The sequence below is a fragment of the Micromonospora sp. WMMD723 genome, assembly GCF_049863385.1.
Classification (GTDB): domain Bacteria; phylum Actinomycetota; class Actinomycetes; order Mycobacteriales; family Micromonosporaceae; genus Micromonospora; species Micromonospora wenchangensis.
Window position 1 is genome coordinate 2,248,607 of the sequence record NZ_JBMKNR010000001.1, and the last position, 25,693, is coordinate 2,274,299.

General features: G+C 73.2%; 27 protein-coding genes and 3 tRNA genes. 14 read left to right on the forward strand and 16 right to left on the reverse strand.

Annotated features, from left to right (window positions below):
* Positions 1 to 78: 78 nt before the first annotated feature.
* The 4 genes from purF (at position 79) to amcA (ending at position 4,266) form a co-directional block, all read left to right on the forward strand.
* Positions 79 to 1,617, forward strand: coding sequence for an amidophosphoribosyltransferase (gene purF / locus ACN261_RS10155; protein WP_421484979.1), 1,539 nt, complete (start codon positions 79 to 81; stop codon positions 1,615 to 1,617).
* A gap of 59 nt (positions 1,618 to 1,676) precedes the next feature.
* Positions 1,677 to 2,831, forward strand: coding sequence for a phosphoribosylformylglycinamidine cyclo-ligase (purM, locus tag ACN261_RS10160; protein ID WP_421484980.1), 1,155 nt, complete (start codon positions 1,677 to 1,679; stop codon positions 2,829 to 2,831).
* Positions 2,832 to 2,960: 129 nt separating this feature from the next.
* On the forward strand, positions 2,961 to 4,064 hold the full coding sequence (amcB, locus tag ACN261_RS10165; protein WP_425853582.1) for a cyclophane-forming radical SAM peptide maturase AmcB: 1,104 nt from the start codon (positions 2,961 to 2,963) through the stop codon (positions 4,062 to 4,064).
* Positions 4,033 to 4,266, forward strand: a complete 234-nt coding sequence (amcA, locus tag ACN261_RS10170; protein WP_420119319.1) for a multiple cyclophane-containing RiPP AmcA — start codon at positions 4,033 to 4,035, stop codon at positions 4,264 to 4,266. The genes amcB and amcA overlap by 32 nt, the downstream gene beginning before the upstream one ends.
* Before the next feature lie 182 nt (positions 4,267 to 4,448).
* Here the strand turns inward: amcA and ACN261_RS10175 are convergent, their stop codons facing one another.
* Positions 4,449 to 4,667, reverse strand: a complete 219-nt coding sequence (locus ACN261_RS10175; RefSeq protein WP_088641959.1) for a DUF3073 domain-containing protein — start codon at positions 4,665 to 4,667, stop codon at positions 4,449 to 4,451.
* 338 nt (positions 4,668 to 5,005) lie between these two features.
* Positions 5,006 to 6,088: a Glu/Leu/Phe/Val family dehydrogenase gene (locus ACN261_RS10180; RefSeq protein ID WP_357756924.1), complete on the reverse strand. Its 1,083-nt coding sequence runs from the start codon at positions 6,086 to 6,088 to the stop codon at positions 5,006 to 5,008.
* A gap of 264 nt (positions 6,089 to 6,352) precedes the next feature.
* On the opposite strand from ACN261_RS10180, the gene ACN261_RS10185 reads away from it, so the two are divergent.
* Both ACN261_RS10185 and ACN261_RS10190 read left to right on the forward strand, forming a co-directional pair.
* A complete protein-coding gene (locus tag ACN261_RS10185) occupies positions 6,353 to 7,192 on the forward strand; it encodes a hypothetical protein (RefSeq protein ID WP_088641961.1) in 840 nt (279 codons plus the stop codon).
* Between the two features lie 251 nt (positions 7,193 to 7,443).
* Positions 7,444 to 7,653 (forward strand): BldC family transcriptional regulator, encoded by a 210-nt coding sequence (locus ACN261_RS10190; protein WP_007073996.1) that lies wholly within the window; start codon positions 7,444 to 7,446, stop codon positions 7,651 to 7,653.
* A gap of 116 nt (positions 7,654 to 7,769) precedes the next feature.
* Here ACN261_RS10190 and ACN261_RS10195 read toward each other — a convergent pair whose 3' ends face one another.
* Positions 7,770 to 8,159 carry a PPOX class F420-dependent oxidoreductase gene (locus ACN261_RS10195; protein WP_421484982.1) on the reverse strand — a complete coding sequence of 130 codons (390 nt, stop codon included), beginning with the start codon at positions 8,157 to 8,159 and terminating at the stop codon, positions 7,770 to 7,772.
* A gap of 43 nt (positions 8,160 to 8,202) precedes the next feature.
* On the opposite strand from ACN261_RS10195, the gene ACN261_RS10200 reads away from it, so the two are divergent.
* The gene (locus ACN261_RS10200) at positions 8,203 to 8,985 is read left to right on the forward strand and encodes a class I SAM-dependent methyltransferase (RefSeq protein ID WP_425849682.1); all 783 of its coding nucleotides are present in this window, start codon (positions 8,203 to 8,205) and stop codon (positions 8,983 to 8,985) included.
* Between the two features lie 33 nt (positions 8,986 to 9,018).
* Here ACN261_RS10200 and ACN261_RS10205 read toward each other — a convergent pair whose 3' ends face one another.
* Complete coding sequence (locus ACN261_RS10205) at positions 9,019 to 9,321, reverse strand: hypothetical protein (protein WP_357925163.1); 303 nt, start codon at positions 9,319 to 9,321, stop codon at positions 9,019 to 9,021.
* Between the two features lie 169 nt (positions 9,322 to 9,490).
* Between ACN261_RS10205 and ACN261_RS10210 the strand changes: the two genes are divergently transcribed.
* Together ACN261_RS10210 and ACN261_RS10215 are read left to right on the forward strand one after the other, a co-directional pair.
* On the forward strand, positions 9,491 to 10,345 hold the full coding sequence (locus ACN261_RS10210) for a 3-hydroxyacyl-CoA dehydrogenase family protein (RefSeq protein WP_425853583.1): 855 nt from the start codon (positions 9,491 to 9,493) through the stop codon (positions 10,343 to 10,345).
* Entirely contained in the window at positions 10,342 to 11,085 is a 744-nt protein-coding gene (locus ACN261_RS10215; protein ID WP_421484984.1) for an enoyl-CoA hydratase/isomerase family protein, read from the forward strand. Before ACN261_RS10210 ends, ACN261_RS10215 begins: the two co-directional genes overlap by 4 nt.
* Positions 11,086 to 11,135: 50 nt before the next feature.
* Here ACN261_RS10215 and ACN261_RS10220 read toward each other — a convergent pair whose 3' ends face one another.
* On the reverse strand, positions 11,136 to 12,488 hold the full coding sequence (locus tag ACN261_RS10220) for an ABC transporter substrate-binding protein (protein WP_421484985.1): 1,353 nt from the start codon (positions 12,486 to 12,488) through the stop codon (positions 11,136 to 11,138).
* A 183-nt stretch (positions 12,489 to 12,671) separates the two neighbouring features.
* Here ACN261_RS10220 and ACN261_RS10225 point away from each other — a divergent pair, with 183 nt between their 5' ends.
* A complete protein-coding gene (locus tag ACN261_RS10225; protein ID WP_204928428.1) occupies positions 12,672 to 13,061 on the forward strand; it encodes a hypothetical protein in 390 nt (129 codons plus the stop codon).
* Between the two features lie 46 nt (positions 13,062 to 13,107).
* Here the strand turns inward: ACN261_RS10225 and ACN261_RS10230 are convergent, their stop codons facing one another.
* On the reverse strand, positions 13,108 to 13,521 hold the full coding sequence (locus ACN261_RS10230; protein WP_421484986.1) for a hypothetical protein: 414 nt from the start codon (positions 13,519 to 13,521) through the stop codon (positions 13,108 to 13,110).
* A gap of 128 nt (positions 13,522 to 13,649) precedes the next feature.
* On the opposite strand from ACN261_RS10230, the gene ACN261_RS10235 reads away from it, so the two are divergent.
* A complete protein-coding gene (locus tag ACN261_RS10235; protein WP_425849685.1) occupies positions 13,650 to 14,366 on the forward strand; it encodes a DUF2786 domain-containing protein in 717 nt (238 codons plus the stop codon).
* Positions 14,367 to 14,396: 30 nt separating this feature from the next.
* Here ACN261_RS10235 and ACN261_RS10240 read toward each other — a convergent pair whose 3' ends face one another.
* From ACN261_RS10240 to ACN261_RS10280, 9 genes are all read right to left on the reverse strand, one after another.
* Positions 14,397 to 14,921 carry an SRPBCC family protein gene (locus tag ACN261_RS10240; RefSeq protein ID WP_425849687.1) on the reverse strand — a complete coding sequence of 175 codons (525 nt, stop codon included), beginning with the start codon at positions 14,919 to 14,921 and terminating at the stop codon, positions 14,397 to 14,399.
* A 200-nt stretch (positions 14,922 to 15,121) separates the two neighbouring features.
* Positions 15,122 to 15,195, reverse strand: a tRNA-Phe gene (locus tag ACN261_RS10245).
* 102 nt (positions 15,196 to 15,297) lie between these two features.
* Positions 15,298 to 15,374, reverse strand: a tRNA-Asp gene (locus ACN261_RS10250).
* A gap of 31 nt (positions 15,375 to 15,405) precedes the next feature.
* Positions 15,406 to 15,478 (reverse strand) — tRNA-Glu (locus ACN261_RS10255).
* A gap of 143 nt (positions 15,479 to 15,621) precedes the next feature.
* Entirely contained in the window at positions 15,622 to 16,410 is a 789-nt protein-coding gene (locus ACN261_RS10260) for a polysaccharide deacetylase family protein (RefSeq protein ID WP_425849690.1), read from the reverse strand.
* Positions 16,411 to 16,472: 62 nt separating this feature from the next.
* Complete coding sequence (locus ACN261_RS10265; RefSeq protein ID WP_421484990.1) at positions 16,473 to 17,426, reverse strand: MerR family transcriptional regulator; 954 nt, start codon at positions 17,424 to 17,426, stop codon at positions 16,473 to 16,475.
* Positions 17,416 to 18,051, reverse strand: coding sequence for an isopentenyl-diphosphate Delta-isomerase (gene idi / locus ACN261_RS10270; RefSeq protein ID WP_425849693.1), 636 nt, complete (start codon positions 18,049 to 18,051; stop codon positions 17,416 to 17,418). Before idi ends, ACN261_RS10265 begins: the two co-directional genes overlap by 11 nt.
* A gap of 4 nt (positions 18,052 to 18,055) precedes the next feature.
* A complete protein-coding gene (crtI, locus tag ACN261_RS10275) occupies positions 18,056 to 19,537 on the reverse strand; it encodes a phytoene desaturase family protein (protein ID WP_421484992.1) in 1,482 nt (493 codons plus the stop codon).
* Between the two features lie 28 nt (positions 19,538 to 19,565).
* Positions 19,566 to 20,720 (reverse strand): polyprenyl synthetase family protein, encoded by a 1,155-nt coding sequence (locus tag ACN261_RS10280; RefSeq protein ID WP_421484993.1) that lies wholly within the window; start codon positions 20,718 to 20,720, stop codon positions 19,566 to 19,568.
* A gap of 65 nt (positions 20,721 to 20,785) precedes the next feature.
* On the opposite strand from ACN261_RS10280, the gene ACN261_RS10285 reads away from it, so the two are divergent.
* The 3 genes from ACN261_RS10285 to ACN261_RS10295 all read left to right on the forward strand — a co-directional run bounded on the left by ACN261_RS10285 (position 20,786) and on the right by ACN261_RS10295 (position 24,681).
* Entirely contained in the window at positions 20,786 to 21,697 is a 912-nt protein-coding gene (locus tag ACN261_RS10285) for a phytoene/squalene synthase family protein (RefSeq protein ID WP_421484994.1), read from the forward strand.
* A complete protein-coding gene (locus tag ACN261_RS10290; protein WP_421484995.1) occupies positions 21,694 to 23,016 on the forward strand; it encodes a cryptochrome/photolyase family protein in 1,323 nt (440 codons plus the stop codon). The genes ACN261_RS10285 and ACN261_RS10290 overlap by 4 nt, the downstream gene beginning before the upstream one ends.
* Positions 23,017 to 23,196: 180 nt before the next feature.
* Positions 23,197 to 24,681 (forward strand): dihydrolipoyl dehydrogenase family protein, encoded by a 1,485-nt coding sequence (locus ACN261_RS10295; protein ID WP_421484996.1) that lies wholly within the window; start codon positions 23,197 to 23,199, stop codon positions 24,679 to 24,681.
* A gap of 82 nt (positions 24,682 to 24,763) precedes the next feature.
* Here ACN261_RS10295 and ACN261_RS10300 read toward each other — a convergent pair whose 3' ends face one another.
* Complete coding sequence (locus ACN261_RS10300) at positions 24,764 to 25,519, reverse strand: crotonase/enoyl-CoA hydratase family protein (protein WP_421484997.1); 756 nt, start codon at positions 25,517 to 25,519, stop codon at positions 24,764 to 24,766.
* Between the last annotated feature and the right edge of the window lie 174 nt (positions 25,520 to 25,693).

Consider the following 25,693-nt stretch of genomic DNA (forward strand, 5'->3'; position numbering starts at 1 on the left):
CAGTGGTCCAGGGCCGAAAGGTGCGGAGCAGCCCCCCGGCTCCGCCAGGCCAGTCCAGACCAGCATGAGGGAGCGGCAGTGCCCCGAGGCGATGGCCGGCTGAGCCACGACCTTGACCCCCAGCGACCCGGCCCCCAGGACGCCTGCGGCGTCTTCGGCGTCTGGGCGCCGGGCGAAGAGGTTGCCAATCTCACCTATTTCGGACTCTACGCACTCCAGCACCGGGGCCAGGAGGCCGCCGGCATCGCCGTCAGCGACGGCTCGGGAGTGGTGGTCTACAAGGACCTCGGCCTGGTGGCCCAGGTGTTCGACGAGCCGACCCTGAAGAGCCTGCGTGGCCACCTGGCGATCGGGCACGCGCGTTACTCCACCACCGGCGGCTCGACCTGGGAAAATGCCCAGCCGACCATCCGGTCGACCACCTCCGGCACCACGATCGCCCTGGCGCACAACGGCAACCTGGTGAACACCGCCGAGTTGCAGAAGGAGGTCGCGGAGCGCGGCCTGCTCGACGACGGGGCAACCAACGACACCTCCCTGGTGACCATGCTGCTGGCCAGCCGCCCCGACCTGTCGGTGGAGGCCGCCGCGCTGGAGGTGCTGCCGCAGCTGCGCGGCGCGTTCAGCTTCGTCTTCATGGACGAGTCGACCCTCTACGCCGCCCGCGACCCGCACGGCGTCCGCCCGCTGGTACTCGGCCGGCTGGAACGCGGCTGGGTGGTGGCCAGCGAGACCGCCGCGCTGGACATCGTCGGCGCGAGCGTGGTCCGGGAGGTCGAGCCGGGCGAACTGATCGCGATCGACGAGGAGGGCCTGCGGTCCAGCCGGTTCGCCGCGCCGGAGCCCAAGGGCTGCCTCTTCGAGTACGTCTACATCGCCCGCCCGGACGCCACCATCGCCGGCCGCAACGTGCACGCCGCCCGGGTGCAGATCGGCCGGCAACTCGCCAAGGAGCACCCGGTCGAGGCCGACCTGGTGATCCCGGTGCCCGAGTCGGGCACGCCGGCGGCCATCGGCTATGCCGAGGCGTCCGGCATCACCTACGGCGCCGGCCTGATGAAGAACCCGTACGTCGGGCGGACCTTCATCCAGCCGTCGCAGACCCTCCGCCAGCTCGGCGTGCGACTCAAGCTCAACCCGCTGCGGGAGAACGTGCGGGGCAAGCGGCTGGTCGTGGTCGACGACTCGATCGTGCGCGGCAACACCCAGCGGGCGATCGTCCGGATGCTCCGCGAGGCGGGCGCGCTGGAGGTCCACGTCCGGATCTCCTCCCCGCCGGTGAACTGGCCGTGCTTCTACGGCATCGACTTCGCCACCCGGGCCGAACTGCTGGCCAACGGGCTGGACAACGAGGGCATCCGGCGCTCGATCGGCGCCGACACCCTCGGTTACGTTTCGCTCCCCGGTCTCATCGCCGCGACCGAACAGCCCAGGAGCAGGCTCTGCCGGGCCTGTTTCGACGGGGAGTACCCGATCGACCTGCCGGCCGGGAACCTGATCGGCAAGCACGTGCTCGAAGGGGTGGGCCGGCGGGTCGCCGACGCCCCGGACACCTCTGCCGAGCACCACACACCGCTCGTCGCCACTCCGGGCGGCGCGACCGCCCACCGCCCGTAGCACACCGGGGTCGCCCGGCCACCGTCGGCGCGGCACCGAGAACCACAAAGGGGAGAACCGTGACCTACGTGTCCGAGCGCAGCGGCGCAGGAAGCAGCCCGAGCGGTGCCGGTGGCGACCGCCAGCCCTGGACGGCGGGGACCGGTCGCACCACCCGCAAACGCTCGGTCTCGTACGCCGACGCCGGGGTGTCGATCGAGGCGGGCGACCGGGCGGTCGAGCTGCTCAAGTCGAAGGTGAAGGAGACCCGGCGGCCGGAGGTCATGGGTGACCTGGGCGGCTTCGCCGGCCTGTTCCGGCTGGACACCAAGAAGTACAAGAACCCGATCTTGGCGTCCTCCACCGACGGGGTGGGCACCAAGCTGGTCATCGCCCAGCAGCTCGACATCCACGACACGATCGGCATCGACCTGGTCGCGATGGTCGTCGACGACCTGGTGGCGTGCGGGGCCGAGCCGCTGTTCCTCCTCGACTACATCGCCACCGGCGAGGTCGTGCCGGACCGGGTCGCCGAGATCGGCGCGGGTATCGCCGACGGCTGCCGGTACGCCGGCTGCGCGCTGCTCGGTGGCGAGACCGCCGAGCACCCGGGCGTGCTGCGTCCCGACGAGTACGACGTCTCCGCCACCGGGGTCGGCGTGGTCGAGGAGAGCGAGATCCTCAGCCCGGACCGGGTCGAGGTGGGCGACGTGGTGATCGCGATGCGCTCGTCCGGCCTGCACTCCAACGGCTACTCGCTGGTCCGGCACGTGCTGCTCGGTGCCGGCCGGATGCGGCTGGACGTGGTGATCGACGACTTCGGCCGGCAGCGCACCCTCGGCGAGGAGCTGCTCACCCCGACCAAGATCTACGCGCAGGACTGCCTGAAGCTGATCACCGAGGCGGAGGTGCGCTCGATCGCCCACGTCACCGGCGGCGGCATCCCCGGCAACCTGGTCCGGGTGCTGCCCGAGCACGTCGACGCGGTGGTCAACCGGGCCACCTGGAAGCCGCAGCCGATCTTCGACCTGATCCAGTCCAAGGGCCGGATCGAGGATTCGGAGATGGAGTCGACGTTCAACATGGGCGTCGGCATGTTCGCCATCGTCTCCGCCGAGGACGCCGACCGCGCGCTGGCCACCCTCGCCGGCCGGGGCGTGGACGCCTGGCAGGCCGGCGAGATCATCGAGGGTACCGGCAACGTGCAGATGGTCGGCCAGCACACCCGGGGCTGAGTGGCGTGGCCGCTCGGCCGGCTGCCTGGTCGGGGGTTCACCCGAGCAGCCGTCGCCGCCTAGCCTGAAGGACACTTCGGGCACGGGGGAGGAGGGTCGATGGCTGCTCGGTGCGGGTCCGTGGCGGGAATGCGGGGGATCGCGGCGGTCCCGTCGTACGTGGTGATGCAGCCGACGACGCTGTGCAACCTGGACTGCGCGTACTGCTACCTGCCGCACCGGGCGGCCGACCGGCGGATGCCGGTGACGGTCGCCGAGGCGGTCGCCGCCGCGGTGACCCCCTGGGCGGCGCGGGGCCGGTTCTCGGTGGTCTGGCACGGTGGTGAGCCGCTCGCCGCCGGCCGGGAGCACCTGGCGGCGCTGATGGCCGCGTTCCCCGCCGGGGTGGAACACCACGTGCAGACCAACGCCACCCTGATCGACGACGCCTGGTGCGCGTTCTTCGCCGCGCACGGGGTGCGGGTGAGCGTGAGCGTGGACGGCCCGCCCGCCCGTAACGGCGACCGGGTGACCCGGGCCGGCCGGCCGGCGTACGACCGGATCGCCCGGGGGGTCGCGGCGCTGCGCCGGCACGGCCTGCCGTTCTCGGCGCTGGCGGTGGTGAGCCGGCCGACGCCGGGGCTCGCCACCGAGCTGTACGACTACTTCCTCGACCTGGGCTGTGACGTGCTCGGGCTGAACATCGAGGAGACCGAGGGGGTCAACACCCGCAGCAACGCACACGACGCGGCGGCGGTGACCGCGTTCTGGGCGGAGCTGGTGACGGCCTGGCGGCGGGCGCCCCGGGTGCACCTGCGGGAGATCGAGTGGTCGCTGCGGTACGCGGCGGCGGTGCTGGACGGCGCGCAGGGCGACCTGCTGCCCCGGCAGCTCGACCCGATCCCGACGATCGGGTACGACGGCTCGGTGACCGTGCTCTCCCCCGAGCTGGCCGGCTTCTCCGACGCCCGCTACGGCGACTTCAGCAGTGGCAACGTGCTGGCCACCCCGCTGGCCGAGATCCTGGCCGGGGCGGCGGGCACGGACTGGGTGGGTGAGTTCCTCACCGGCATCGAGGCGTGCCGGTCGTCCTGCCCGTACTTCGGCTTCTGCGGCGGTGGTCACGCGGCCAACCGCTACTTCGAGCAGGGACGGTTCGACGGTACGGAGACCGAGCACTGCCGCAACAGCAAGATCCGCCTATTGGAGGGAGTGTTGGCGCATGCCCGAGACCACGAGTCACCGGCCCGCTGAGCGGGTCGGCACCGGCCCGGACCAGGTCACCGACCGGGTGCGGGAGGCCGCTGGAGGACTCTCCGCCCTGCTCCACGAGGCCGAGGCCGCCCGTCGTTCCCGCGCCGAGGTGTCGGGCGCGGAGGGTGCCGGCGCGGTCTGCGCCTGGAACCACTTCGAGAACATCCCGACGTTCTACAACTGGAACAACCGGCCGCGCTGAGCAGGGACGCCCGGCCTCGCCGTACGACGACGGGTCATGGCCACCGGTGATCAGGGACCGCGCCGACCGGCCGGAGTGTGCTCCGGGCTGGCGGGTTCCCTGATCACCGGTGGTGACGCTGCTCTGGTCGGGCACATGCGTGAGCACGCGGAGAGTTGCCGCGTGCTCAGTGTGACCGGAGGTCAGCGGGTCGGAGGAGCCCAGGGGTCCGGGTCGTCGTCCGCATGATCCTCATCGTCGTCGTCGACATACTCTTTGTAGTCGTCGTCGAAGTGCTGCTCAGACTTCCCACCAGCACCCGCCAGTTCGCGCTGCAAGGCGGTGAGGTCGGTGTTCGGGGAGTGGTACTTCAACTCCCGCGCCACCTTCGTCTGCTTGGCCTTAGCACGGCCGCGCCCCATGGCTCGACCCCCTCGCACAGAATGCGGGGCAGCCCGAAGGCGGGCCCCGATGACGTCAGGCATCTCTCGTGGCTCTTACGGTACATGGGGATGCCACCGTTCGGCACCTCGGGTTACCGTCTGCCGGCCCTGCGCGTCGCAGTCACCCGGCAGTCACCGAGTGTACCCGGTAAGGGGTAGGCGCTGGACCGCCCGTGACACTGGTCAAACTACTGAAAAAGCCGCGAAAAGCCATGCTACCGCGTGCTCCGCCCGCCGGTGGCCGGCAGCCGCACCGGGCCGGGCCGCTCCGTCCGGGCGTCCCGGGCGCGGACCGTCGCCACGCCCGGGACGCGCGCTCAGCCCAGGTGGATGGCGCGCAGCCGACCCACGTCGGCCATCCGGCGCTCGGCCAGCCGGTCGGCGGCCACCGCCGGGGGCACACCCTCATCGTCGGCCAGCCGGAGGATCTGCCGGGTGGTGTCGAAGATCCGGGTGGCCCGCAGCTTGGCCCGGTCGAAGTTGAAGCCCTCGATCTCGTCCGCGACCTGGATGACCCCGCCGGCGTTGACCACGTAGTCGGGGGCGTAGAGGATGCCCCGGTCGGCGAGGAGCTTCTCGATGCCGGGATGGGCGAGCTGGTTGTTGGCCGCGCCGGCGACCACCCGGGCCCGCAGGGCCGGCACGGAGTCGTCGTTCAGGGCGCCGCCCAGCGCGCACGGGGCGTACACGTCGATGTCGGCGGCGACCAGCGCGGCGGTGTCGGCGACCAGGGCGACCCCGGGGTGGTTGGTCCGCGCCCACTCCAGCGCCCGCGGGTCGACGTCGGTCGCCACCACCTCGGCCCCGTCGTCGACCAGGTGCCCGGTCAGGTGCCTGCCTACCTTGCCCAGCCCGGCCACCCCGACCCGGCGTCCGCGCAGGCTGGGGCTGCCCCAGACGTGCTCGGCGGCGGCCCGCATCCCCTGGAAGACGCCCCAGGCGGTGAGGACCGAGGAGTCCCCCGCCCCGCCGTGCTCCACGCTGCGACCGGTGACGTACCGGGTCTCCCGCGCGATCACGTCCATGTCGGCCACGTAGGTGCCCACGTCGCAGGCGGTGTAGTAGCGCCCGCCCAGGGACTGCACGAACCGTCCGTACGCGCGCAGCAGCGCCTCGCTCTTGACCTGGTCCGGATCTCCCCAGATGACCGCCTTGCCGCCGCCCAGGTCCAGCCCCGCCAGCGCGTTCTTGTACGCCATCCCGCGCGAGAGGTCCAGCACGTCGGCCAGCGCCGCCTCCTCGCTGGCGTACGGGTAGAACCGGGTGCCGCCCAGCGCGGGCCCCAGCGCGGTCGAGTAGATCCCGATGATCGCCTTGAGGCCGCTCTGCCTGTCCTGGCAGAAGACGACCTGCTCGTGACCGGCCGGTCCGGGGTCGTCGGTGCTCACGAATACGCCCATGGCTCACTCCTGGTGTCGGTGTGCGCCCTTGTGGGGCGCGGACCTTCTCGGCCGGCGGGGATGCTGCCGGCGCTGGTCAGCCTAATATCGGTCGGAAACGGTGCCGTCGTCCACGTCGCGCGCGGCCCGGTCGTCCGGGCGTCCTCCGTCGGCGGCGCGGTGGGCATCGCCCGCCGGTCCGCTCCGGGCGTCGCCCGCCGGTGGCGTTCCGGTCGCCTCCGACGGCGGCGGCACCGGTAAGAGGTTTCGTGGGAGGATCGCGCGGTGCCGTCGCTCTTCGCTTCTTACCTGCGCGTGTACGAGCCGCTGACCGCCTTCGACCGGGACCGTCAGTCGTACTGGCGGCGTTACGTGCGGGAGGGTCGGGCGGTGGCCCCGTTGGAGGGGCCGGGCCGGCAACGGAGCGCGGTCATCGCGGCGCTCGGCGCGGGCTGGACGCGACTGCCCGACCTGCCCGACGAGGCGTACGTGCTGGAGGTCGACGACGCGCTGCTGGTCTGCCCGTGGAACCTGCGGGTCCGGGTTGCCGAGGCCGCCCTGAGCGCCCGGGAAGGGGTGCCGTCGGTGATCGCCGACGCGTTCGTCCCGCCGGTGCTGGCCGGGCAGGCCAAGACCGTGGTGGAGGACTGGCGCAGCGGTGCCCGGGTGCTGGAGCACGGGGTGCCCCGGTTGCACGAGCAGATCGCCACCTGGGGGGTGCCGCTGCGGTGGTTCGTGCTGGTCGAGGCGGGCGAGCGGGAGCTGGTCACCCGACCGGACCGGCGGGCGCTGCGCTACCGCACGGAGATCTCCAAGGCCCGTCGGCGGGCCTCGCGGGCGCTGGCGGTGCTCAGGAAGTCGATAGGTGCCGCGCCGATCACCGAGGCGGTCGAGGAGGCCGCCCGGTGGCTGGAGGAGTTCCACCCCCGGTCGGTGGTCGAGTTGGACTACGGCGGCCTGGTGCAGTTGCTCTCCGACGAGACGTTGGCCGCGGACGACTCTCCGGAGCTGGTGGCGGGCGGCCTGGCCGGGCTCTCCCGGGGCGAGACGGACGAGGCGTCGGCGGCGTACGACCGGTTGGTGGCGCGGTGGCGCGCGATCCAGTTGCTGGAGCGGTGCAATTGACCGTATATCGCCCATTCGAGCTGTCAATTATGAGTCACACTCGTAGTTGACGCATCACGAACCGTGATCATGAGTCCGAATAAGGTACTTTCTGCCGTGTAAAAGTCAGATAAATCGGGCATGGTTCATCCGTCCGTCTAGGGACCTTCGGCCGTTCGGCCCATGTCGGACATCGGGGACTAGCCGGACCATGGGAGACGCGTCGGCCGGCGGGACCCCGGCCGATGTCTATCCATGTGGAGGAGTGACCGATGGCATCGCGAACGCACGAACCAGAGCCGCTACTCACGCCGGCCGAGGTGGCGTCGATGTTCCGTGTCGACCCGAAGACGGTGACCCGGTGGGCCAAGGCGGGGAAGCTCAGCGCGATCCGAACCCTGGGCGGACACCGTCGGTACCGTGAGTCGGAGGTGCGGGCGTTGCTACAGGGCCAGATCCCCCAGCAGCGCCAGGGGGACTGACCCGGTCAGAACGTTACGGACCTCAGGGGCGGGCGGACGTCGCAGCAGCGACGTACCACCGCCCCTGAGTCGTCTCCACCCCCGGCCGCTCCGGCGAGCCCGCCCGCCGGACCCGGTCACCCCGGCGGGCCGGTCAGGCTGATCCGGATGCCGACGGTGCCCGCCTCACCCCGGCGCAGCCGGCTGCCGAGCAGGGTCAACCGCCCCAGCAGCCGGTACTTGCGCTTGAGCAGGTCGCGGATCCGGCTGCTCTCCTGCGGACCGCAGAGCACCGCGTGACCCGGCACCGCCTCACCCAGCGGACGGCCGCGCACGTCGCACGGGGCCACCGTCACCGTGCCGTCCCGCCGGATCCGCTTGACCTTGCCCGAGTCGGCGACCGTCCAGACCGCCAGCGTGTCGTCGTCGCGGACCGCCCAGACCGGGGTGGACACCGCGCGGCCGTCCTTGCGGAACGTCGTCAACAGGATGTACTTCTCCGCCGCCAGGCGGTCCAGGTCGGTCACGCCGCCCAGGATACGGCGGACGGACCCGGATACCGTGCAGGTCGTGACCGGAGAACCTCGACTCGGCGACGTGTTCGGCGAACTGCTGCGTGACGCGTACGCGGTGCACACCGGGGTCGGCCCCCGGCCGCTGGTCGGCGGGCGGCTGCCCCGACCGGTCATCGAGATCATCGAACGGGACGACGGACTGGTCAACGGGGCGCCCGCCGCGCACTACCTGGACGGGCCGGAACACTGGCAGCCGTACGACCACCGGGCCGTGGAGCGGACCCGGGGCGCCACCCTGGACGTCGGCGTCGGGGGCGGGCGGATCGCGCTGGTGCTCCAGGAGCGCGGCATCCCCGTCACCGGGCTGGACACCTCGCCCGGGGCGCTGCGGGTCAGCCGGCACCGGGGCGTGCGGGACCTCGTCCTCGGCACCGTCGACGAGCACGTCGCCGACGGCCGGCGTTACGACACGTTCCTGCTGCTCGGCAACAACCTGGGGCTGTTCGAGGGGCGGGAGCGGGCACCGGCGTTCCTCGCCGCGCTGGCCGCCCTGGCCCGGCCCGGTGCGCAGATCATCGCGCACGGCACCGACCCGTACGGCACCACCGACCCGGTGCACACCGGCTACCACGAGCGCAACCGGCGGCGGGGGCGGCTGGGCGGGCAACTGCGGCTGCGGCTGCGCTACCGCGAACTCGGCACGCAGTGGTTCGACTACCTGGTCTGCTCCGCCGAGGAACTGGCCGAACTGGTCCGGGGCACCCCGTGGCGGCTGGCCGACGTGGACGACCGCGACGCCCCGTACTACCTGGCCACCCTGCGGTTGACCGGGCGGTGAGCGGGGGGCCCGGACGGGCCCCCCGCGCCCGCGTCAGACCTGGACGGTCGGGGGAAGCGGCTCCGGGGGGAGGCCGCCGTCGCCGTCGACCACCTCGTCCGGGGTGCCGTCCTCGTCGATGTCGACCATGGTGATGTCGACCTTGCCGTCACCGTCGGTGTCGAACTGGAACAGGTCCGCCCGGCCGTCGCCGTCGGTGTCCACCACCCACACGTCGGTCTTGCCGTCGTTGTTGGTGTCGGCGCGGAGCAGGTCGATGCGCTCGTCGCCGCGCGTCTCCACGACCGCCGTGCCGTCGGTGGTGCCGCTGTCCACGGTCTCCGGTGCCTGGCTCATGTCGACTGGTTCCTTCCCTTGGCGTTGGCCCGTCAGTACCCGGTGCGGCGGTCCCCCACGCATGCCGCCGGGAACGGTGCTGCATAGGGTCGCACCCATGAGCCAGCGGAGCGAGCGGCAGGGCGTGCCGGAGACCCCGTACGCCGCCGTGCGCAGTGAGGGAGCGTCCATGAGTCGTCTTGTCGTCGTCGGGGCCGGCACGATGGGGCTCGGCATCGCCTACGTGGCGGCCGGCGCGGGCTACACGGTCGAACTGGTCGAGGTGGACCGGGCGCGGGCCGGGGCCGCAGCCGACCGCCTCGACGAGCTGTGCGCGCGGGCGGTGCAGCGGGGGAAGCTCGACGCCGAGGCCGCCGCCGCGCAGCGGGACCGGATCACCCTGCGGGGGGCGCTCGCCGAGGTCGCCCCGGCACCGGAGGTGATCGTCGAGGCGGTGCCCGAGCGACCCGACCTGAAGCGGTCGGTGCTCGCCGAGGCCGAACGGCTGCACCCGGCCCTGCTGGGCAGCAACACCTCCAGCATCCCCATCGGCGAGCTGGCCGAGGGGCTGGCCCGGCCGGAGTCCTTCCTCGGGCTGCACTTCTTCAACCCGGTCTGGGCGATGACCCTGCTGGAGGTGGTGGTCGGCGCGGCCACCGCGCCGGAGACCACCGTGGCGGCCGTGGCGCTCGCCGACCGGTTGGGCAAGGACCCCGTCGTCGTACGCGACCTGCCCGGCTTCGCCACCTCCCGGCTCGGGGTGACCCTCGGCCTGGAGGCGATCCGGATGGTCGCCGACGGGGTGGCCGCACCGGCCGACGTGGACAAGGCGATGGTGCTCGGCTACCGGCACCCGGTCGGCCCGTTGGAGCTGACCGACCTCGTCGGGCTGGACGTGCGGCTGGACATCGCCCGTACCCTCCAGGCCGCCTACGGTGACCGGTTCGCCCCGCCGCCGCTGCTGGTCGAGATGGTCGCCGCCGGGAAGCTCGGCAAGAAGTCCGGCCAGGGCTTCTACGTGTGGAAGGACGGTCGCCGGCAGTGAGCGGGCTACGGGTGGAGGAGCTGCCCGACCGGGTGGTGGTGACGCTGGACCGGCCGGAGAAACGTAACGCCATCGACGCCGACCTGATCGGCGCGCTGCACGACGTCTGCGCCGCGCTGGAGGCCCGGCCCCGGCTGCTGCTGCTCACCGGCGGAACGGACGGGCTCTTCGCCGGCGGGGCCGACATCGGTCAGCTGCGTGAGCGGGGCCGGCTGGACGCGCTCGCCGCGATCAACTCGGCGGCCTTCGCCCGCCTGCGGGCGCTGCCGATGCCGAGCGTGGCGGCGGTGGACGGCCCCGCACTGGGCGGCGGTGCGGAGCTGGCGTACGCCTGCGACCTGCGGGTGTGCACGGCACGGGCGGTCTTCGGTCAACCGGAGGTGCGGTTGGGCATCCTGGCCGGCGCGGGGGCGACCCACCGGTTGCCGGCCCTGGTGGGCGAGGGCCGGGCCAAGGAACTGCTCTTCACCGGCCGCCGGGTCGACGCCGACGAGGCGCTGCGGATCGGCCTGGTCAACCGGGTGGTGGCGGAGCCGGCGGAGCTGCTGCCCACCGCGCACGGGCTGCTCGACGAGATGGCGAAGGGTTCCGCCCTGGCGTTGCGGCTGACCAAGCTCGCGGTGGACGCCCCGCCCGGTGCCCACCCGCAGCTCGATCTGGTCAGCCAGGCGGTGCTCTTCGAGGACGAGGAGAAGCACCGCCGGATGACCGACTTCCTGGAACGTCGCCGGCCCCGCTGAACGTCGGCGGGGGCGGCACCTCGACCGGTGCCGCCCCCGCCGACGTCGCGTCAGTGCCGGATCGGTACGCCCGCGTCGGCCAGTGCCTTGATCAGTCCGGCGGACTCACCGAAGCCGATGACCAGCACCGCCTCCGGCTGGTAGTTCTTGATCTCGCCGGCCAGGCTGCCGAAGTCGACGGGCGGGGCCTTGGCGTCGGCCGGCGGCTCGTAGGTGAGCAGCTTCACCCGGTCGGTGCCGAAGCCGGCCCGCTCCAGCTCGGCGCGGACGGTCTCCTGGAGGCCCTCGCCGTAGGAGTCCTTGCGGGCCACCACCACGATCTTGTGCGGGCCGTCCCGGAGGATCACGTCGGCCAGCGCCCGACCCTGGAGGCTGTCCGGCGGGGCGGTCCGGAAGTAGAGGCCCTTGTCGTCGGCCTGGCTCAACCCCGCGTCGGTGTTGGACGGCGAGAACAGGATCTTGCCGGCCGCCACCACGTCCGGCAGCACGGCGGCGGAGATCCCGGACGCGGCGGCCCCGATGATGACCTGGACCTTGTTCCTGACGTGCGAGGCCACGGTGGCCTTGGCGACGGCCGGGTTGGTGCCGTCGTCACCGTCGAACCAGGTCACCGGGTCGCCGAGCACCCCGCCCGCGGCGTTGATCTCCTTGATCGCCAGTGCCACGCCGGCGGCCAGCGGCGGATAGGCCAGGGCCAGGTCGCCGGTCTTGGGCAGCAGGCCACCGAGGATCAGCGGGGAGCCGTCGCTGCGGTCGTTGCGCCCGCCCCGCTGCTTCTTCGGCTTCGGCGCGGCCTTGGTGCTCACCCCGGACTCGTCCCCCGCGCCGACGAACTCGGTCTTCGCGTCGTTGATCTTCTGGTTGTCGAAGTGCAGGGTCGCGTAGCTGGCGGTGGCCGGCTCACCGAGATCGGTGAACCCGGCCCGGTTCAGCGACGGGCCGCGGTACTCGATGTCCTGACCGTCCCGGGCCAGCGCCAGGCAGCTCGCCGCGTCCGTGCAGCGCTGGCCGTTGGTGGTCACCCCGACGATCTGCTTGGCGATGTCGGCCGGATCGGTGCTGCCGGCGAGCTGGGCGGCCAGCGCGCTGATCATCACCGCGTCGTACGACTCCGCCGCGTAGAGGTAGTCGGTCAGCTTCGCGTCGACGGTGCGCAGCCGCTGCTTGAAGTCGTCGCTGAGCGGCGTGAGCGGGGTGGTGCCCTTCATGCCGTCGACGAGGTCGGCCCGGTCCTTCAGCTCGGCGGCGAAGGAGTTCTGCATGTTGCCGTCGGTGCCGTACAGACGCACCTGCGGGGTGGCCGCCTCCTCGGGCTTGTCGGTCGTCCCGCACGCGCTGACGGCGAGCAGCAACGACGCACAGGCCGCCAGGATGGCCGCGCGCGGGCCGCGGGTTACGAGCATGGTGGTCCTTCCTCCGGCGCAGGTCCGGTGCGCACCATAGCGTGCCGGCGGGGGCCGTGGGACCAGGGAGGCGGCCCTCGTCGTCGGCCCGACAGTGCAGCGCACGCTGCGTCACGTTGTCCCGGCAGGTGGTCACCGTTTCCGGTGCCCGAGCGCTTGACCTGGCGTCCTACTGTGCCGCTGGTGACCGACGTACCGGATCAGACGCTCGCTGACGCTACCGCCGTACTCCATTCGGCGCTGACCGGGGACGGCGCCGCCGTGGTCGGCACATTCGACGCGGTGGTGGACCGGTCGGGGCTCGCCGGGGCGTACACGGTCGCCTGGACCCTGGCCGCGACGATGGTCGGCGACCCGCCGCCGCCCGGCGCGTGCGCGTTGGACTTCCCCGGCATCGACGAGGCGGGGTACGACACCCGCTGGGTGGCCCGGTTCGTCAGCGCGTACGCCAACCACGACGCCGACACCGGCGAGGCGCTGTTCGGGGCGGCGGTCGCCGACGGGCAACTGCCGGACTGCCTGCTCACCCTCGCCGGTTCGGCGGTGGCGACGCTGCGCAGCCGGGCCGGCTGACCCGCCCGGCCCCACCGCCAGTCGGCGGCAGGGCCGGCGGCGCGGATCAGTACGCGTGGTACGCCACCAGCGGCTCGTACTCGTAGCGCAGGTTGGTGAAGCGGACCTTGAAGTTCGCGCCGTCGCGCACGTTGGTGGCGACGGTGATCCAGTCCGACTTCGCCGGCAGGTAGGTGAGGTAGTTGCACTTGTTGGTCTTGTCGATGAAGACCACGCACGCCTCGGTGCCGAACTCGCTGCTGTTCTTGACGTTGACGTCCTTGCACCTGGTGCTCGCCTTGTACGGCCCGGCGTCCCCGCCCCACCCGCCGACCTGGAAGTACGACCGGACCGCCCCGCCGTAGCAGGTGGCGGCCGACGCGGAGAGGTTCGTCTCCGGGGCGGCCTGGGCGGGTGTGCCGAACCAGAGCAGGGGCAGGGTGGCGGCGAGCGCGGTCAGCCGGGCGGTCCGGGATGCCATGGTGGTGCCTCCAGGGGAAGAGGGGCGGACCCTGAGTTGCGAACAGGGTGCGGTGAGTGGCGATGATATCTGTCGATCTCTGATCCCGCTGTGACAGAACCGTGAACCCGCTGTGGTACCAGTGACGCATGTCCGAGGCGATGCTCAGCAAGGTGCGCAAGCTCCTGGCCCAGGCCGAGGACCCGGCCTGCACCCCCGCCGAGTCGGCCGCGTTCACCGCCAAGGCCACCGAGCTGATCGCCCGGTACGGCGTCGACCGGGCCCTGCTGGCCGCCCGCGACCCCACCACCGACCCGGTCGGCGACCGGGTGGTCGACGTCGTCGCCCCGTACGCCCGGGACAAGGCCGGGCTGCTCGCGGCGGTGGCCGACCCGCTGCGCTGCCGCTGCGTACGCCGGCCGGACGGCAGCGGGTTCGCGCTGCACCTGTTCGGCTTCGCCAGCGACCTGGAACGGGTCGACCTGCTGTTCACCTCGCTGCTCGTGCAGGCCGCGCACGGGCTCGCCGGTACCGCCGTGCCGCCCGGTGAGCAGCCGGCCGCCTTCCGCCGCTCCTGGCTTGCCGGCTTCGCCCGGGTGGTCGCCGAACGGCTGCGGGCCGCCGAGGCGGGCGCGGCGGCGGAACGCGGCACCCCGTCGGTGGCGCTGGTGCTGGCCGACCGCTCGGACCGGGTGGCCCGCCGGGTCGCCGAGGTCTACCCCCGGCTGCGTACCGCGCCGACCCGCCGGCTCGCGGGCTCCGGTTTCGGCGCGGGCGCGGCGGCCGGCCACCGGGCCGACCTCGGCGGTCCCGATCCGGTCGGTCGCCCGACCGGCCGGACGCCGCTGGGCGGTCTGCCCCGCTGACCGGCCCGGTCCTCGTGGTGCGCCCGCCCCTCAGAGCGGGTCGGGGGCGGTCCGGCTGACGGTGCCCTGGTAGCGGCCGAGCAGTTCGTACCAGCCGGCGGTCAACGCCGCCCGGTAGCCCTCGGCGGCCTCACCATGCCTGTCGAAGTGGCGGTGCTCCAGCTCGACGCGGGTCCGTCCGGACTCGTCCGGCAGGAACAGCACCTCCACCTCGCTGGCCCGCGCCGGATCGGGCACCGGCACCCGGTCGGGGCCGAGCTGCCAGGTGAACACGAGCCGACGCGGCGGGTCCCAGGTGAGCACCCGCCCCCAGTCGCCCCGGAAGCCGTACGGGCCGATCTCGTAGAGCATGCCGCCGGCCCGGGGTTCCATCCCCAGCTCGGCGAGCGCCGCCGGCCCGGACCAGGTGTACTCACGGACCCACCAGTCGGCCAGCGAACCGGTGAAGACCGCGAACGCCTGCTCCGCCGGGGCGGGGACGAGGAGGGTGCAGCGCAGCGAGTACCGGTCGACGTCCTGATGGACGCCCTCCGGATCTGGCTTCTCCCGTCCCATAGGCCCGGACCATACCGGCTGGGGATGCGCTCCGCAGCGCCATGTACCGGCTCTTTCCGGTCAGTGGGCAGCGAGGCTCCTGGATGTCCCGGGGTGGGCGGTGCACGGCGGTGGTCGATGCCGGACAGGGCCCGGATACACGAAAACGGTGACCGCGTTTCCGCAGGTCACCGCTCTCTGTAGCCCGGCGAAAGGCTATGTGGCCAGGGGCGGGGTCGAACCGCCGACCTTCCGATTTTCAGTCGGACGCTCGTACCAACTGAGCTACCTGGCCTGGTACTTCGGGACATGGTACCCGGAGGGCGGGGTCTCCGCCGACAGGGTGCCGCGTCCCGATACGCAGAACGCCGCGCATTGGTGCACGCGGCGTCGGCGCTGGCGGTCCTGACGGGACTTGAACCCGCGACCTCCGCCTTGACAGGGCGGCGAGCACTCCAACTGCTCCACAGGACCTTGCTCTGTTGCCTCCGGCTGGGCCGGATCGTGCCCCCAACGGGATTCGAACCCGTGCTACCGCCTTGAAAGGGCGGCGTCCTGGGCCGCTAGACGATGAGGGCGGCCCCGCCATCATTGCACACTCGCAACTTCAAGCGGACTTGCTCCCATCCGGCCCCGCCGGAGGCATGAGAAGCATATGCCATGCCCCGGCGGTCGACCAAACCGGTATGCCCGCCGGGGTGCGGCCCGGCAAAGTAGCAGGTCAGCGAGGTGGAGCGATGCCGAAACGGCGCTTGAGGTCGCCGATGACCTGTGGAACGGCACCCAGGGTGCGGCTCCGGTCGCCTCCGCCGTCGTGCATCAGCACCACCGCACCGGGTCGGGAAGAACTTTTGATCCGTCCGGAGATCACCCCGGACGTGGGCTTCGCCCAGTCCTGGGGGTCGACGGTCCAGTGCAGCGACCGCATGCCGAGTTCCTTGGCGACCTGCACCACCTCCGGCGTCCACCGGCCACCGGGCTGCCGGTAGAACGGCACCTTCGCGCCCGGGACCGCCTTGGTGATGGCCTGGTTGGTGCGCACCAGGTCGGCCCGGATGTCGGCGACCGGCCGGCGGCCCAGGTCGACGTCGTGGTGCCAGCTGTGGTTGCAGAGCTGGTGCCCCTCGCGGACGATCCGGGCCACCAGCTCCGGGTGCTTGCGCACCTGGGTGCCGACCACGCAGAACGTCGCCTTGACCTTGTTCGCCCGGAGCTGGTTGAGCACCCGGGGCGTCCAGGTCGGGTCGGGGCCGTCGTCGAAGGTCAACGCCACCGCGCGTACCCCGGTCGCCTTGCGCAGCCCGGCGGGGAGCGTCTTGGGCTTCGGCCGGAGCTGGGGCTTCGACTTGGTGGTGGGCGCCGGCCTCGGCGACGGGGTGTGGGCCGGCTCCGGCGCGGTGGTGCTCGGGGCGGGTGCCGCTGCCGGCCGGACGTTCCGGTGCTGGTCGCCGCAGCCGGCGACCAGCAGGAGCAGGCCGAGGGCGACCGCCAGGACGGGGCGTGAACGCATCGTCACTCCGGGGGATGGGGTACGCGGACGGCCCCGACGGTAGTTCACGAAAGCGAAATGTGTCAGGTCCGGTCGGCCCCCGTCGACTGGTCCAGCGAGTCCCGTACGGCCAGCGCGAGCGAGACCGCCTCGGCCAGGTCGACCGGGCGGACCACCCCGGCGGGCAGCGTGTCGGCCCGCCAGCCCGGCCCGGCGGCGAGCACCAGCAGCGGCCGGCGGGGCACCGCGAGCAGTGCGGACAGCTGCGTCGGGTCGGCGGTCGGCCGGGTGTGCGACCAGACCACCACGGCCGCCGGCCCGGTCCGGTTGACCGCCTCGACGAGCGCCGCCGCCGGCACCCGGGCCCCGAGCATCCGGTAGCTCACCCCCGCCTCGGCGAGCGCCGCGGCCAGCGCCTCCAGCGGCAGGGTGTGCTGCTCCTCGTCGGCGCAGGAGAGCAGGATGCGGGCCGGCCCGGTGGGCCGGCCGGCCCGGGCGACCGCCGCGAACGCCTCGGAGACGCACCGGGACACCAGGTGTTCCACGTCGATCAGACCGGCGGTGGCGACGTGCCGTTCCCCGATGCCGGCCAGTACCGGCCGGAGCAGCCCCTCCCAGGTGGCGACGACCCCGTCGGTGGCCAGGGCGTGCGAGATCGTGTCGCTGATCACCGCCGAGTCCAGCCGCATGGCGGCGCGGGCCAGTCCCCGGGCCGCCGGACCGGCCCGGCCGACCGGGATGGTCTGCCCGCCGCCGTCACGGCCGGCGCCCGCCCGCAGCCCGGAGGCGACCCCGGCACCGGGGACGACCGGGCTCTGCTTCGCCCAGCGGGCCGCCTCCGCCGGGGTGACCCCCTCGGCGGTGAGCTTGCGCATGATCTCCAGGCGGGCCAGATCGGCAGCCGTGTAGCGCCGGTGGTGGCCCGGGACGTGCTGGCTGGGGCCGAGGCCGTAGCGCTGGTGCCAGGTGCGCAGCGTGGTGACCGCCACACCCAGCCGGCGTGCCACGGCCCCCGCGCTCAGCGGCTCATCGACCACCCGACCGCTCCGACGCGTGGTCCACCCGGTGGCCGGACGGGGTGGTGGAGGCGGCACGGGGATCGCCGGTGGGGGCGTCGGGACCGGTCGGGGTCGGGTGGAGCAGCCGGCTCACCACCCCGCCGAGCCAGGGGGAGTACGTGCGTGGGTCGGCGTCGATCTGGGCCATCAACCGGGCCGGATCGGCCCAGCGCAGCTCGGCCACCTCGTCCGGGTCGGGCCCGAGGGGGAGGTCGGCCGGCACGTCGGCCCGCAGCACGTGGTCGTACTCGAACTCGACCCGACCGGTGGCCGGGTCCTCGGCGTAGTAGAGGTAGACGCCGACCTCGGTCAACGACACCGGTCCGGTGCCCAGCTCCTCGGCGAGCCGGCGGTTGGCCGCCTCGGCCAGGGACTCGCCCGGCAGCGGGTGCCCGCAGCAGGAGTTGGCCCAGCGCAGCGGGAACCGGGTCTTGACCCGGGCCCGTTGCTGCAGGAGCACCCGGCCGTCCGGGTCGACGAGCAGCACCGAGAAGGCCCGGTGCAGCCGCCCGGGTGCCTGGTGGGCGGCGGCGACGGTGGCCTCGCCGAGCACCTGGCCGGTGTCGTCGACCAGCTCGACGAGGTGGCCCTCCCGGGATTTCACGCGGTCACCGACCCGCGCCGGTGATGCGGTTGGCGGCCAGCTTGCCGGAGATCAGCACCATCGGCACGCCCACGCCGGGCTGGGTGCCGGAACCGGTGAAGACGACGTTGGACAGGCTGCGGTGCAGGTTGGACGGGCGGAACGGCCCGGTCTGGAAGAGGCTGTGCGCGGCGGCGAACGGCGTACCGGCGGCCATTCCCTGCTCCTCCCACTCGGCGGGGGTGATCGTACGCAACACCTCGATGCCGGCGCCGAACCCGACGTACCCGCGTTCCTCCAGGGTGGTGACGAGCTGGTCGGCGTAGCGCCGGCTCAGGTCACCCCGCCAGTCGAACGGGGCCCGGTCGAGGTTGGGCACCGGGGCCAGCACGTAGTAGGTGTGCCGGCCGGCCGGGGCGACCGAGGGGTCGGTCCGGCTCGGGTTGGTGACCAGCAGCGACGGGTCGGTCATCAGCTCACCGCGCCCGATCACCTCGTCGAAGGTGCCCTTCCAGGACCGTCCGAAGTGGATGTTGTGATGAGCGATCTTCCCATACCCCTGCGTCGATCCGACGTGCAGGACGACGCAGGACGGCGAGTAGGTCAGCTTCCGCTGCCGACCCTCGGGCAGCAGGTCGCGGTAGGCGACCGGCAGGTCCGGGTTGAGTACCACCACGTCGGCCGGGATCAGCTCGCCGTCGGCGGTGACCACGCCGGTGGCCCGGCCGTTGGCGGTCTCCACCCGGGCGACCGTCGTGTCGTACCGGATCTGGACGCCGTGCTTCTCGGCCGCGCCGGCCATCCCCTTGGAGACCGCGTGGATGCCGCCGCGCGGGAAGTAGACCCCGGCCACCGAGTCGAGGTACGCGATGACGCTGTAGATGGCCAGCGCGTCGTGCGGCGCGAGCCCGGCGTACATCGCCTGGAAGGAGAAGATCCGCTGGGTGCGCGGGTCGGAGAAGAACTGGTTGATCTTGGTTTGGAGGCGGCGGAACGCCCCGTTCGCCAGCAGTTTCAGCAGGTTGCCGGTGAGCAGGTCGGTCGGGGCGTCCAGGTTGCGGTCGATGAAGTCGGCCCGCTCCCAGTTCCACAGGTTGCGGGCGTAGTCGACGAACCGCAGGTAGCCGTCGGCCTCGCGCGGGCCGCAGACCCGGGAGATCTCGGCCGCCATCCGGGTGGTGTCGGTGATCACGTCCAGCGTGGAGCCGTCCGGGTAGTAGGCCCGGTAGGCGGGGTCCAGCGGGGTCAGGTCGAGCCAGTCGTGCAACTCCTCGCCGACCGCACCCAGCGCCTCGGCGATCAGGTCGGGCATGGTGAGCACGGTGGGGCCGGTGTCGAACTCGTACCCGTCGACGCTGAGCCGGCCGGCCCGACCGCCCGGCACCGGTTCGCGTTCCAGCACGGTCACCTGCCGGCCGCTGCCGGCCAGGTGCAGCGCGCACGCCAGCCCGCCCAGGCCCGCGCCCACGACCACCACCCGGTCCGTACGTCCCGTCACGGTCCGCACGCGACCACCTCCTTCACGAAGTTGCCCATCAAGCCCGCCGCGTGGTGGCGGCGGTGGCGAGACCGGTCAGCGCGGTGCGCGCGGTCTCGTCGATCGACGCGGTCTCCAGCGCGGCCAGCGCGTCGGCGACCCGGTCGGAGATCATGTGTTCCACCCGGGCGACCGCCCCGGTGTCGGCGACGAGGTCGGCCAGCCGGGCCAGCTCCCGGACGCCGGTGGGGCTGCCGGCCCGCTCCAACGCCCGCCGCTGGCCGCCGGTGGCGAGCTGCCGGGCGAGCATCAGCAGCGTGGTCGGCTTGCCGGTACGCAGGTCGTCGCCGGCCGGCTTGCCGGTGGTGGCCGGGTCGCCGTAGACGCCGAGCAGGTCGTCGCGGAGCTGGAACGCCTCACCGACCGCCAGCCCGTACCGGGTGTACGCGGCGATCAGCGGCGCGTCGGCGTCGGTGCCGGCCAGGCAGGCACCGAAGAGCAGCGGACGCTGCACCGTGTAGCTGGCCGTCTTGTAGCGGGCCACCCGCAGCGCCCGGTCCACCGACCAGTTCGCCGCGTCGTTCTCGCCGAGCACGTCGAGGTACTGCCCGGCGATGGTCTCGACCCGCATCTGGTCGTAGCAGCGCCGCACCTCCATCAGCCGGGACGGCGGCAGGGCGGCGTGGGCGAGCAGCCGGTCGGCCCAGACCAGGCAGAGGTCGCCGATGAGGACGGCGACCGACTCGCCGAACCGGTGCGGGTCGCCGGTGTGTCCGGCGGTGACGTGCCGCTCGGCGGCGGCCCGGTGGGCGGTCGGCAGGCCGCGCCGGGTGTCGGAGGCGTCCATCACGTCGTCGTGCACCAGGGCGAAGGTGTGCAGGAGTTCCAGTGCGGCGAGCGCGGGCAGGACCGAGGGCAGCGGCTCGTCGCCGCCCACCACCCCCCGCCAGCCCCAGTAGGCGAAGGTCGGGCGCACCCGCTTGCCGCCGGCCAGCACGCAGTCGCGTGCCGTCGCGGCGAAACCGCCCATCGCTGCGTCGATCTCGGTCAGCGCGTCGACCTCGCGGGCGAGGAACGCCGACAACGTTTCGTCGACCCCGTTGACCAGGTCACGGGCGTAAGCGGCCAGTACGCCGCGGACCGGATCGTCCGTCGCTCCCGGCTGTTCCGGTGCGACGCGGAGCGCATTACCCGCAACTGCGTCGTTGGCCATGTGGGGGAGCGTACCCTAGGGTTACGAGTTGCGTCGATTGCTGCGTCGAATCCGAGGAGGCCCGGGTGGACACCGATCTCACCGCTGCCTATGCCCGCTCCCAGGAGCTGCACAAACACCACGGCCGCACCTACTATCTCGCCACCCGGCTGCTGCCCGCATGGAAACGGCGGCACGTGCACGCCCTGTACGGATTCACCCGCTACGCCGACGAGATCGTCGACCGCACCGAGGACCTGCCGCCCGCCGAACGCGCCGCCCGCCTGGACGCCTGGGGTGCCCGCTTCGTCGCCGGACTGCACGGCGAACCGGTCGACGACCCGCTGCTGCCGGCGGTGCTGCACACCATCGCCGTGTTCGACCTGGACCGCGCCGACTTCGCGTCGTTCCTGCGCAGCATGGCGATGGACCTGACCGTCATGGCCTACCCGACCTACGACGACCTGCTCGACTACATGGAAGGCTCGGCGGCGGTCATCGGCACCATGATGCTGCCCATCCTCGGCAGCACCGACCCGGTCGCCGCCCGGGAGCCGGCCCGGCAGCTCGGGTTCGCCTTCCAGCTCACCAACTTCATCCGGGACGTCGCCGAGGACCTCGACCGGGGCCGCACCTACCTGCCCGACGAGGACCTGGCCAAGTTCAACGTCACCCGCGAGGACCTGCTCGCCGCGCGGGCCGCCGGCCGCAGCACCGACCGCATCCGCGACCTCGTCGAGTACGAGGTGACCCGTGCCCAGGCCCACTACGCCGCCGCCGCGCCCGGCATCACCCTGCTCGCCCCCGCCTCCCAGGCGTGCATGCGTACCGCCTACGCCCTCTACGGCGGCATCCTCGACGAGGTCGCCGCCCAGGACTACGACGTGTTCGCCCGGCGGGCCGTGGTGCCCCAGCGGCGACGGCTCGCGGTGGCGGCGAAGGCGCTGCTAACCCGTACCGGCACCCCGGTCGTGGTGCCCGGCCCGGCGGTGTCGTGAGCGGCCGTACGGCGGTCGTGCTGTTCACCCGCGACCTACGGGTGCACGACCACCCGGCTCTGGCGACGGCCTGCGCCGCGTTCGACCGGGTGGTGCCGCTGTACGTCCTCGACCCGGCGCTGACCGGCCACTCGCCCAACCGCAACCGTTTCCTGCACCAGTGCCTCGCCGAACTGCGGGACACCCTGCGCACGCTCGGCGGTGACCTGGTGATCCGCCGGGGCGACCCGGTCGCCGAGACGATCCGGCTCGCCCGCGAGGTCGACGCCGAGGGGATCGGGCTGTCCGCCGACGTCAGCCGCTACGCCCACCGCCGGGAACGGCGACTGCGCGCCGAGTGCGACAGGCACCGGATGTTCCTGCGGCTCTTCCCCGGGGTGACCGTCGTCGAACCGGGGGAGCTGCGGCCCGGCGGCGGCGACCACTACCGGGTGTTCACCCCCTACCACCGGGTCTGGTCGGGGGCGCGGTGGCGGGAGGAGCTGGCCGCGCCCCGGCGGGTCACGCTGCCCACCGGGGTCGCCGTCGGTCGGCTGCCGGCGGCACCGCAGGGGGAGTCGCCGGACGCCGCGGTCGGCGGCGAGTCCGTCGGGCGACGCCGGCTCACGCGGTGGTTGCCCACCCTTTCCCGGTACGACGACATCCACGACGACCTGGCCGCCGACGAGACCTCCCGGCTCAGCCCGTACCTGCGGTTCGGCTGCCTGTCCCCGCTGACGGTGGCGAACCGGGCCGACGACCGGGGGCACCCGTTCGTCAGGCAGCTCTGCTGGCGGGACTTCTACCACCAGGTCACCGCCGCCTTCCCCGAGATCGCGGCGAAGGCGTACCGGCGCGGGGCCACCGAGGACTGGCGGTACGACGCGGCGGCACTGGACGCCTGGACCGACGGCCGCACCGGCATGCCGATCGTGGACGCCGGCATGCGCCAACTGCACGCCGAGGGCTGGATGCACAACCGGGCCCGGCTGATCACCGCCGGCTACCTGACCAAGGTGCTCGGCCTCGACTGGCGGCCCGGCCTCGCGGTCTTCTCCCGCTGGCTGCTCGACGGCGACGTGCCCGACAACTCCGGCAACTGGCAGTGGGTGGCCGGCACCGGCAACGACAGCCGCCCCTACCGGGGGCTCAACCCCGTCCGCCAGGCCGAACGCTACGACCCCGACGGCGGGTACGTGCGCCGCTGGGTGCCGGAGCTGGCGACGGTCGCCGGCAGGGCCGTGCACCAACCGTGGCGGCTGCCCACCGAGGTCCGCCGTACCCTCGACTACCCGCCACCGCTGGAGGTGCCCGGCGCCGACCCGGTCTGGCTCCGCTGACCCGGTCCGGCCGCGCTGACCCGGTCCGGCCGCGCAGGCCCGGTCCGTTTCGCTGGCCTGGGCCTGTCTGCTGTGCCGGCCCGGTCCGCCGGTGCCGGCCCGGGGGCGGCCGGCGCGCCGGGGCGGGAATTCCGGGGTGGAGCGGTGGCCGGGGCCCGGACCGTGCGCAATGCTGGCGGGATGGCAGAGCCGGAACTGGTGGACGTGGTCGTGGTCGGGCTCGGCGTGGGCGGCGAGGAGGTGGCCGGGCGACTCGCCGAGGCCGGCCTGAGCGTCGTCGGCGTCGAACGGGACCTGGTCGGCGGGGAGTGCCCGTACTGGGGCTGCATCCCCAGCAAGATGATGATCAGGGCGGCGAACGCCCTGGCCGAGGCGCGACGGGTCGACGGGCTGGCCGGGTCGGCGCAGGTCCGGGCCGACTGGGCCCCGGTGGCGAAACGCATCCGGGAGGAGGCCACCGACACCTGGAACGACCGGGCCGCCGTGGACCGGTTCACCGGCAAGGGCGGCCGTTTCCTGCGCGGCAGCGGCCGGCTGGACGGCCCCGGCCGGGTCCGGGTCGGCGACCAGGTGTTCCAGGCCCGGCACGGCATCGTCCTCGGCACCGGCACCCGCCCCTCGATCGCGCCGATCGACGGGCTGGCCGACACCCCGTACTGGACGAACCACCAGGCGATCGAGGTGGCGGAGCTGCCGGCGAGCCTGCTGGTCCTCGGCGGTGGGGCGATCGGGGTCGAGCTGGCGCAGGTCTTCGCCCGGTTCGGGGTCCGGGTGACCGTGCTGGAGGCGTCCGGCCGGATCCTCGCCCTGGAGGAACCGGAGTCGTCCGAGGTGGCCGCCGCCGCGCTGCGCGCCGACGGGGTGGAGATCGCCACCGACGTGAAGGCCGAGCGGATCGACCACGACGGCGACACGTTCACCGTGCACGCCGGTGACCGGTCGTTCGCCGCCGACCAGCTCCTGGTGGTCACCGGCCGCCGGGCCCACCTGGACGAGCTGGGGCTGGACACCGTCGGGATCGACGCCGGGCAGCGCTACCTGCCGGTGGACGACCGGATGCACGTCACCGACGGCATCTGGGCGGTCGGCGACGTGACCGGCGAGGGCGCGTTCACCCACATCGCCATGTACCAGGCGTCGATCGTGGTCGCCGACGTGCTCGACCGGGTCCGGCGGGCCGAGGGCGGCCCCGACGCCAGCGGCACCGCCAGCGTGGTCGGCGGCGCGATGGGCGCGGCCAGCGCCGTCGGAGGGTCGATGGGCGCGGCCGGCCCCAGTGGCGCCGCCGGCACCGTGCCCCGGGCCGACTACCGGGCACTGCCCCGGGTCACCTTCACCGACCCCGAGGTGGGCGCGGTCGGGCTCACCGAACGGCAGGCCCGCGAGCGGGGCATCAACGTGCAGGTCGGGTTCACCGAGCTGTCGTCGTCCACCCGGGGCTGGATCCACAAGAGCGAGCCGGGCGGCTTCATCAAGGTGATCGCCGACGCCGACCAGGGGGTGCTGATCGGGGCGACCTCGGTCGGCCCGGCCGGCGGCGAGGTGCTCTCGGCGCTGGTGGTGGCGGTGCACGCGGCCGTACCGGTCAGTCAGCTCCGACACATGATCTACGCGTACCCGACGTTCCACCGGGCCATCCAGAGTGCCCTGGACGATCTGGGCTGAGCCACCGCGCCGCCCGGCTCCGGCCGGGCGGCGCTCCCGGTCGGTGCGGGCCGGCTGGCGGGTGGTTCCGGTGCGGGTCGGGTCACTCGCCGTGGCGGCCGGCACCGGCGGCGAACCGGGCCGCGCCGGCAGGCGCGTCGGCCGCGAGCGAGTCCATCCCGTAGGCGAGTTCGGCGGCGAGCGCCTCCGGCTCGGGCAGGTGAGCCCCGGCCAGCACCGACGCCCGGTCGTTGCGTAGGCAGGTCTGCGGGTGCCTGGCGATCTCGGCGGCCAGCCGCTCGGCCGCCGCCCGTGCCTCACCCGGCGCGACCACCCGGTTGACCAACCCCATCGCGTACGCCTCGTCGGCGGGCACCGGACGGCCGGTGAGGATCAGATCCATCGCCCGGCTCTGGCCGATCAGCCGGGGCAGCCGTACGGTGCCCCCGTCGATCAGCGGCACCCCCCAGCGTCGGCAGAACACCCCGAGCACCGCGTCCGACTCGGCGACCCGCAGATCGCACCAGAGCGCCAGTTCCAGGCCGCCCGCCACCGCGTACCCGGAGATCGCCGCGACGACCGGCTTGGACAGTGCCATCCGGGTGGGACCCATCGGGCCGTCGCCGTCGGGCTCGACCCGGTTGCCGCTGGGCGTGCCGATGGCCTTGAGGTCGGCACCCGAGCAGAACGTGCCGCCCGCCCCCCAGAGCACCGCGACCCGGGCATCGGGGTCGGCCTCGAAGGCGCGGAACGCGTCGGCGAGCGCCCGCGCGGTCGGCCCGTCGACGGCGTTGCGGGACGCCGCCCGGTCGAGGATCACCGTGGTCACCGCCCCGTCCCGGACAACATGCACCGCCATCCCCCCAGCATCCCGCACGCGCGGGGCTGGCGGGGGATGGCGCTGGTGGGGCGATGGTGCGGTGTCCTGGGCCGCTGATGCCGCTGTCGGGACTCCGTTGAGTGGATCTTCGCGGCCGGACGACGTGCGCGCCGCTGGTGGCGGGGCGGGTCGGGAGCGCCAGGGGCAGGTCAG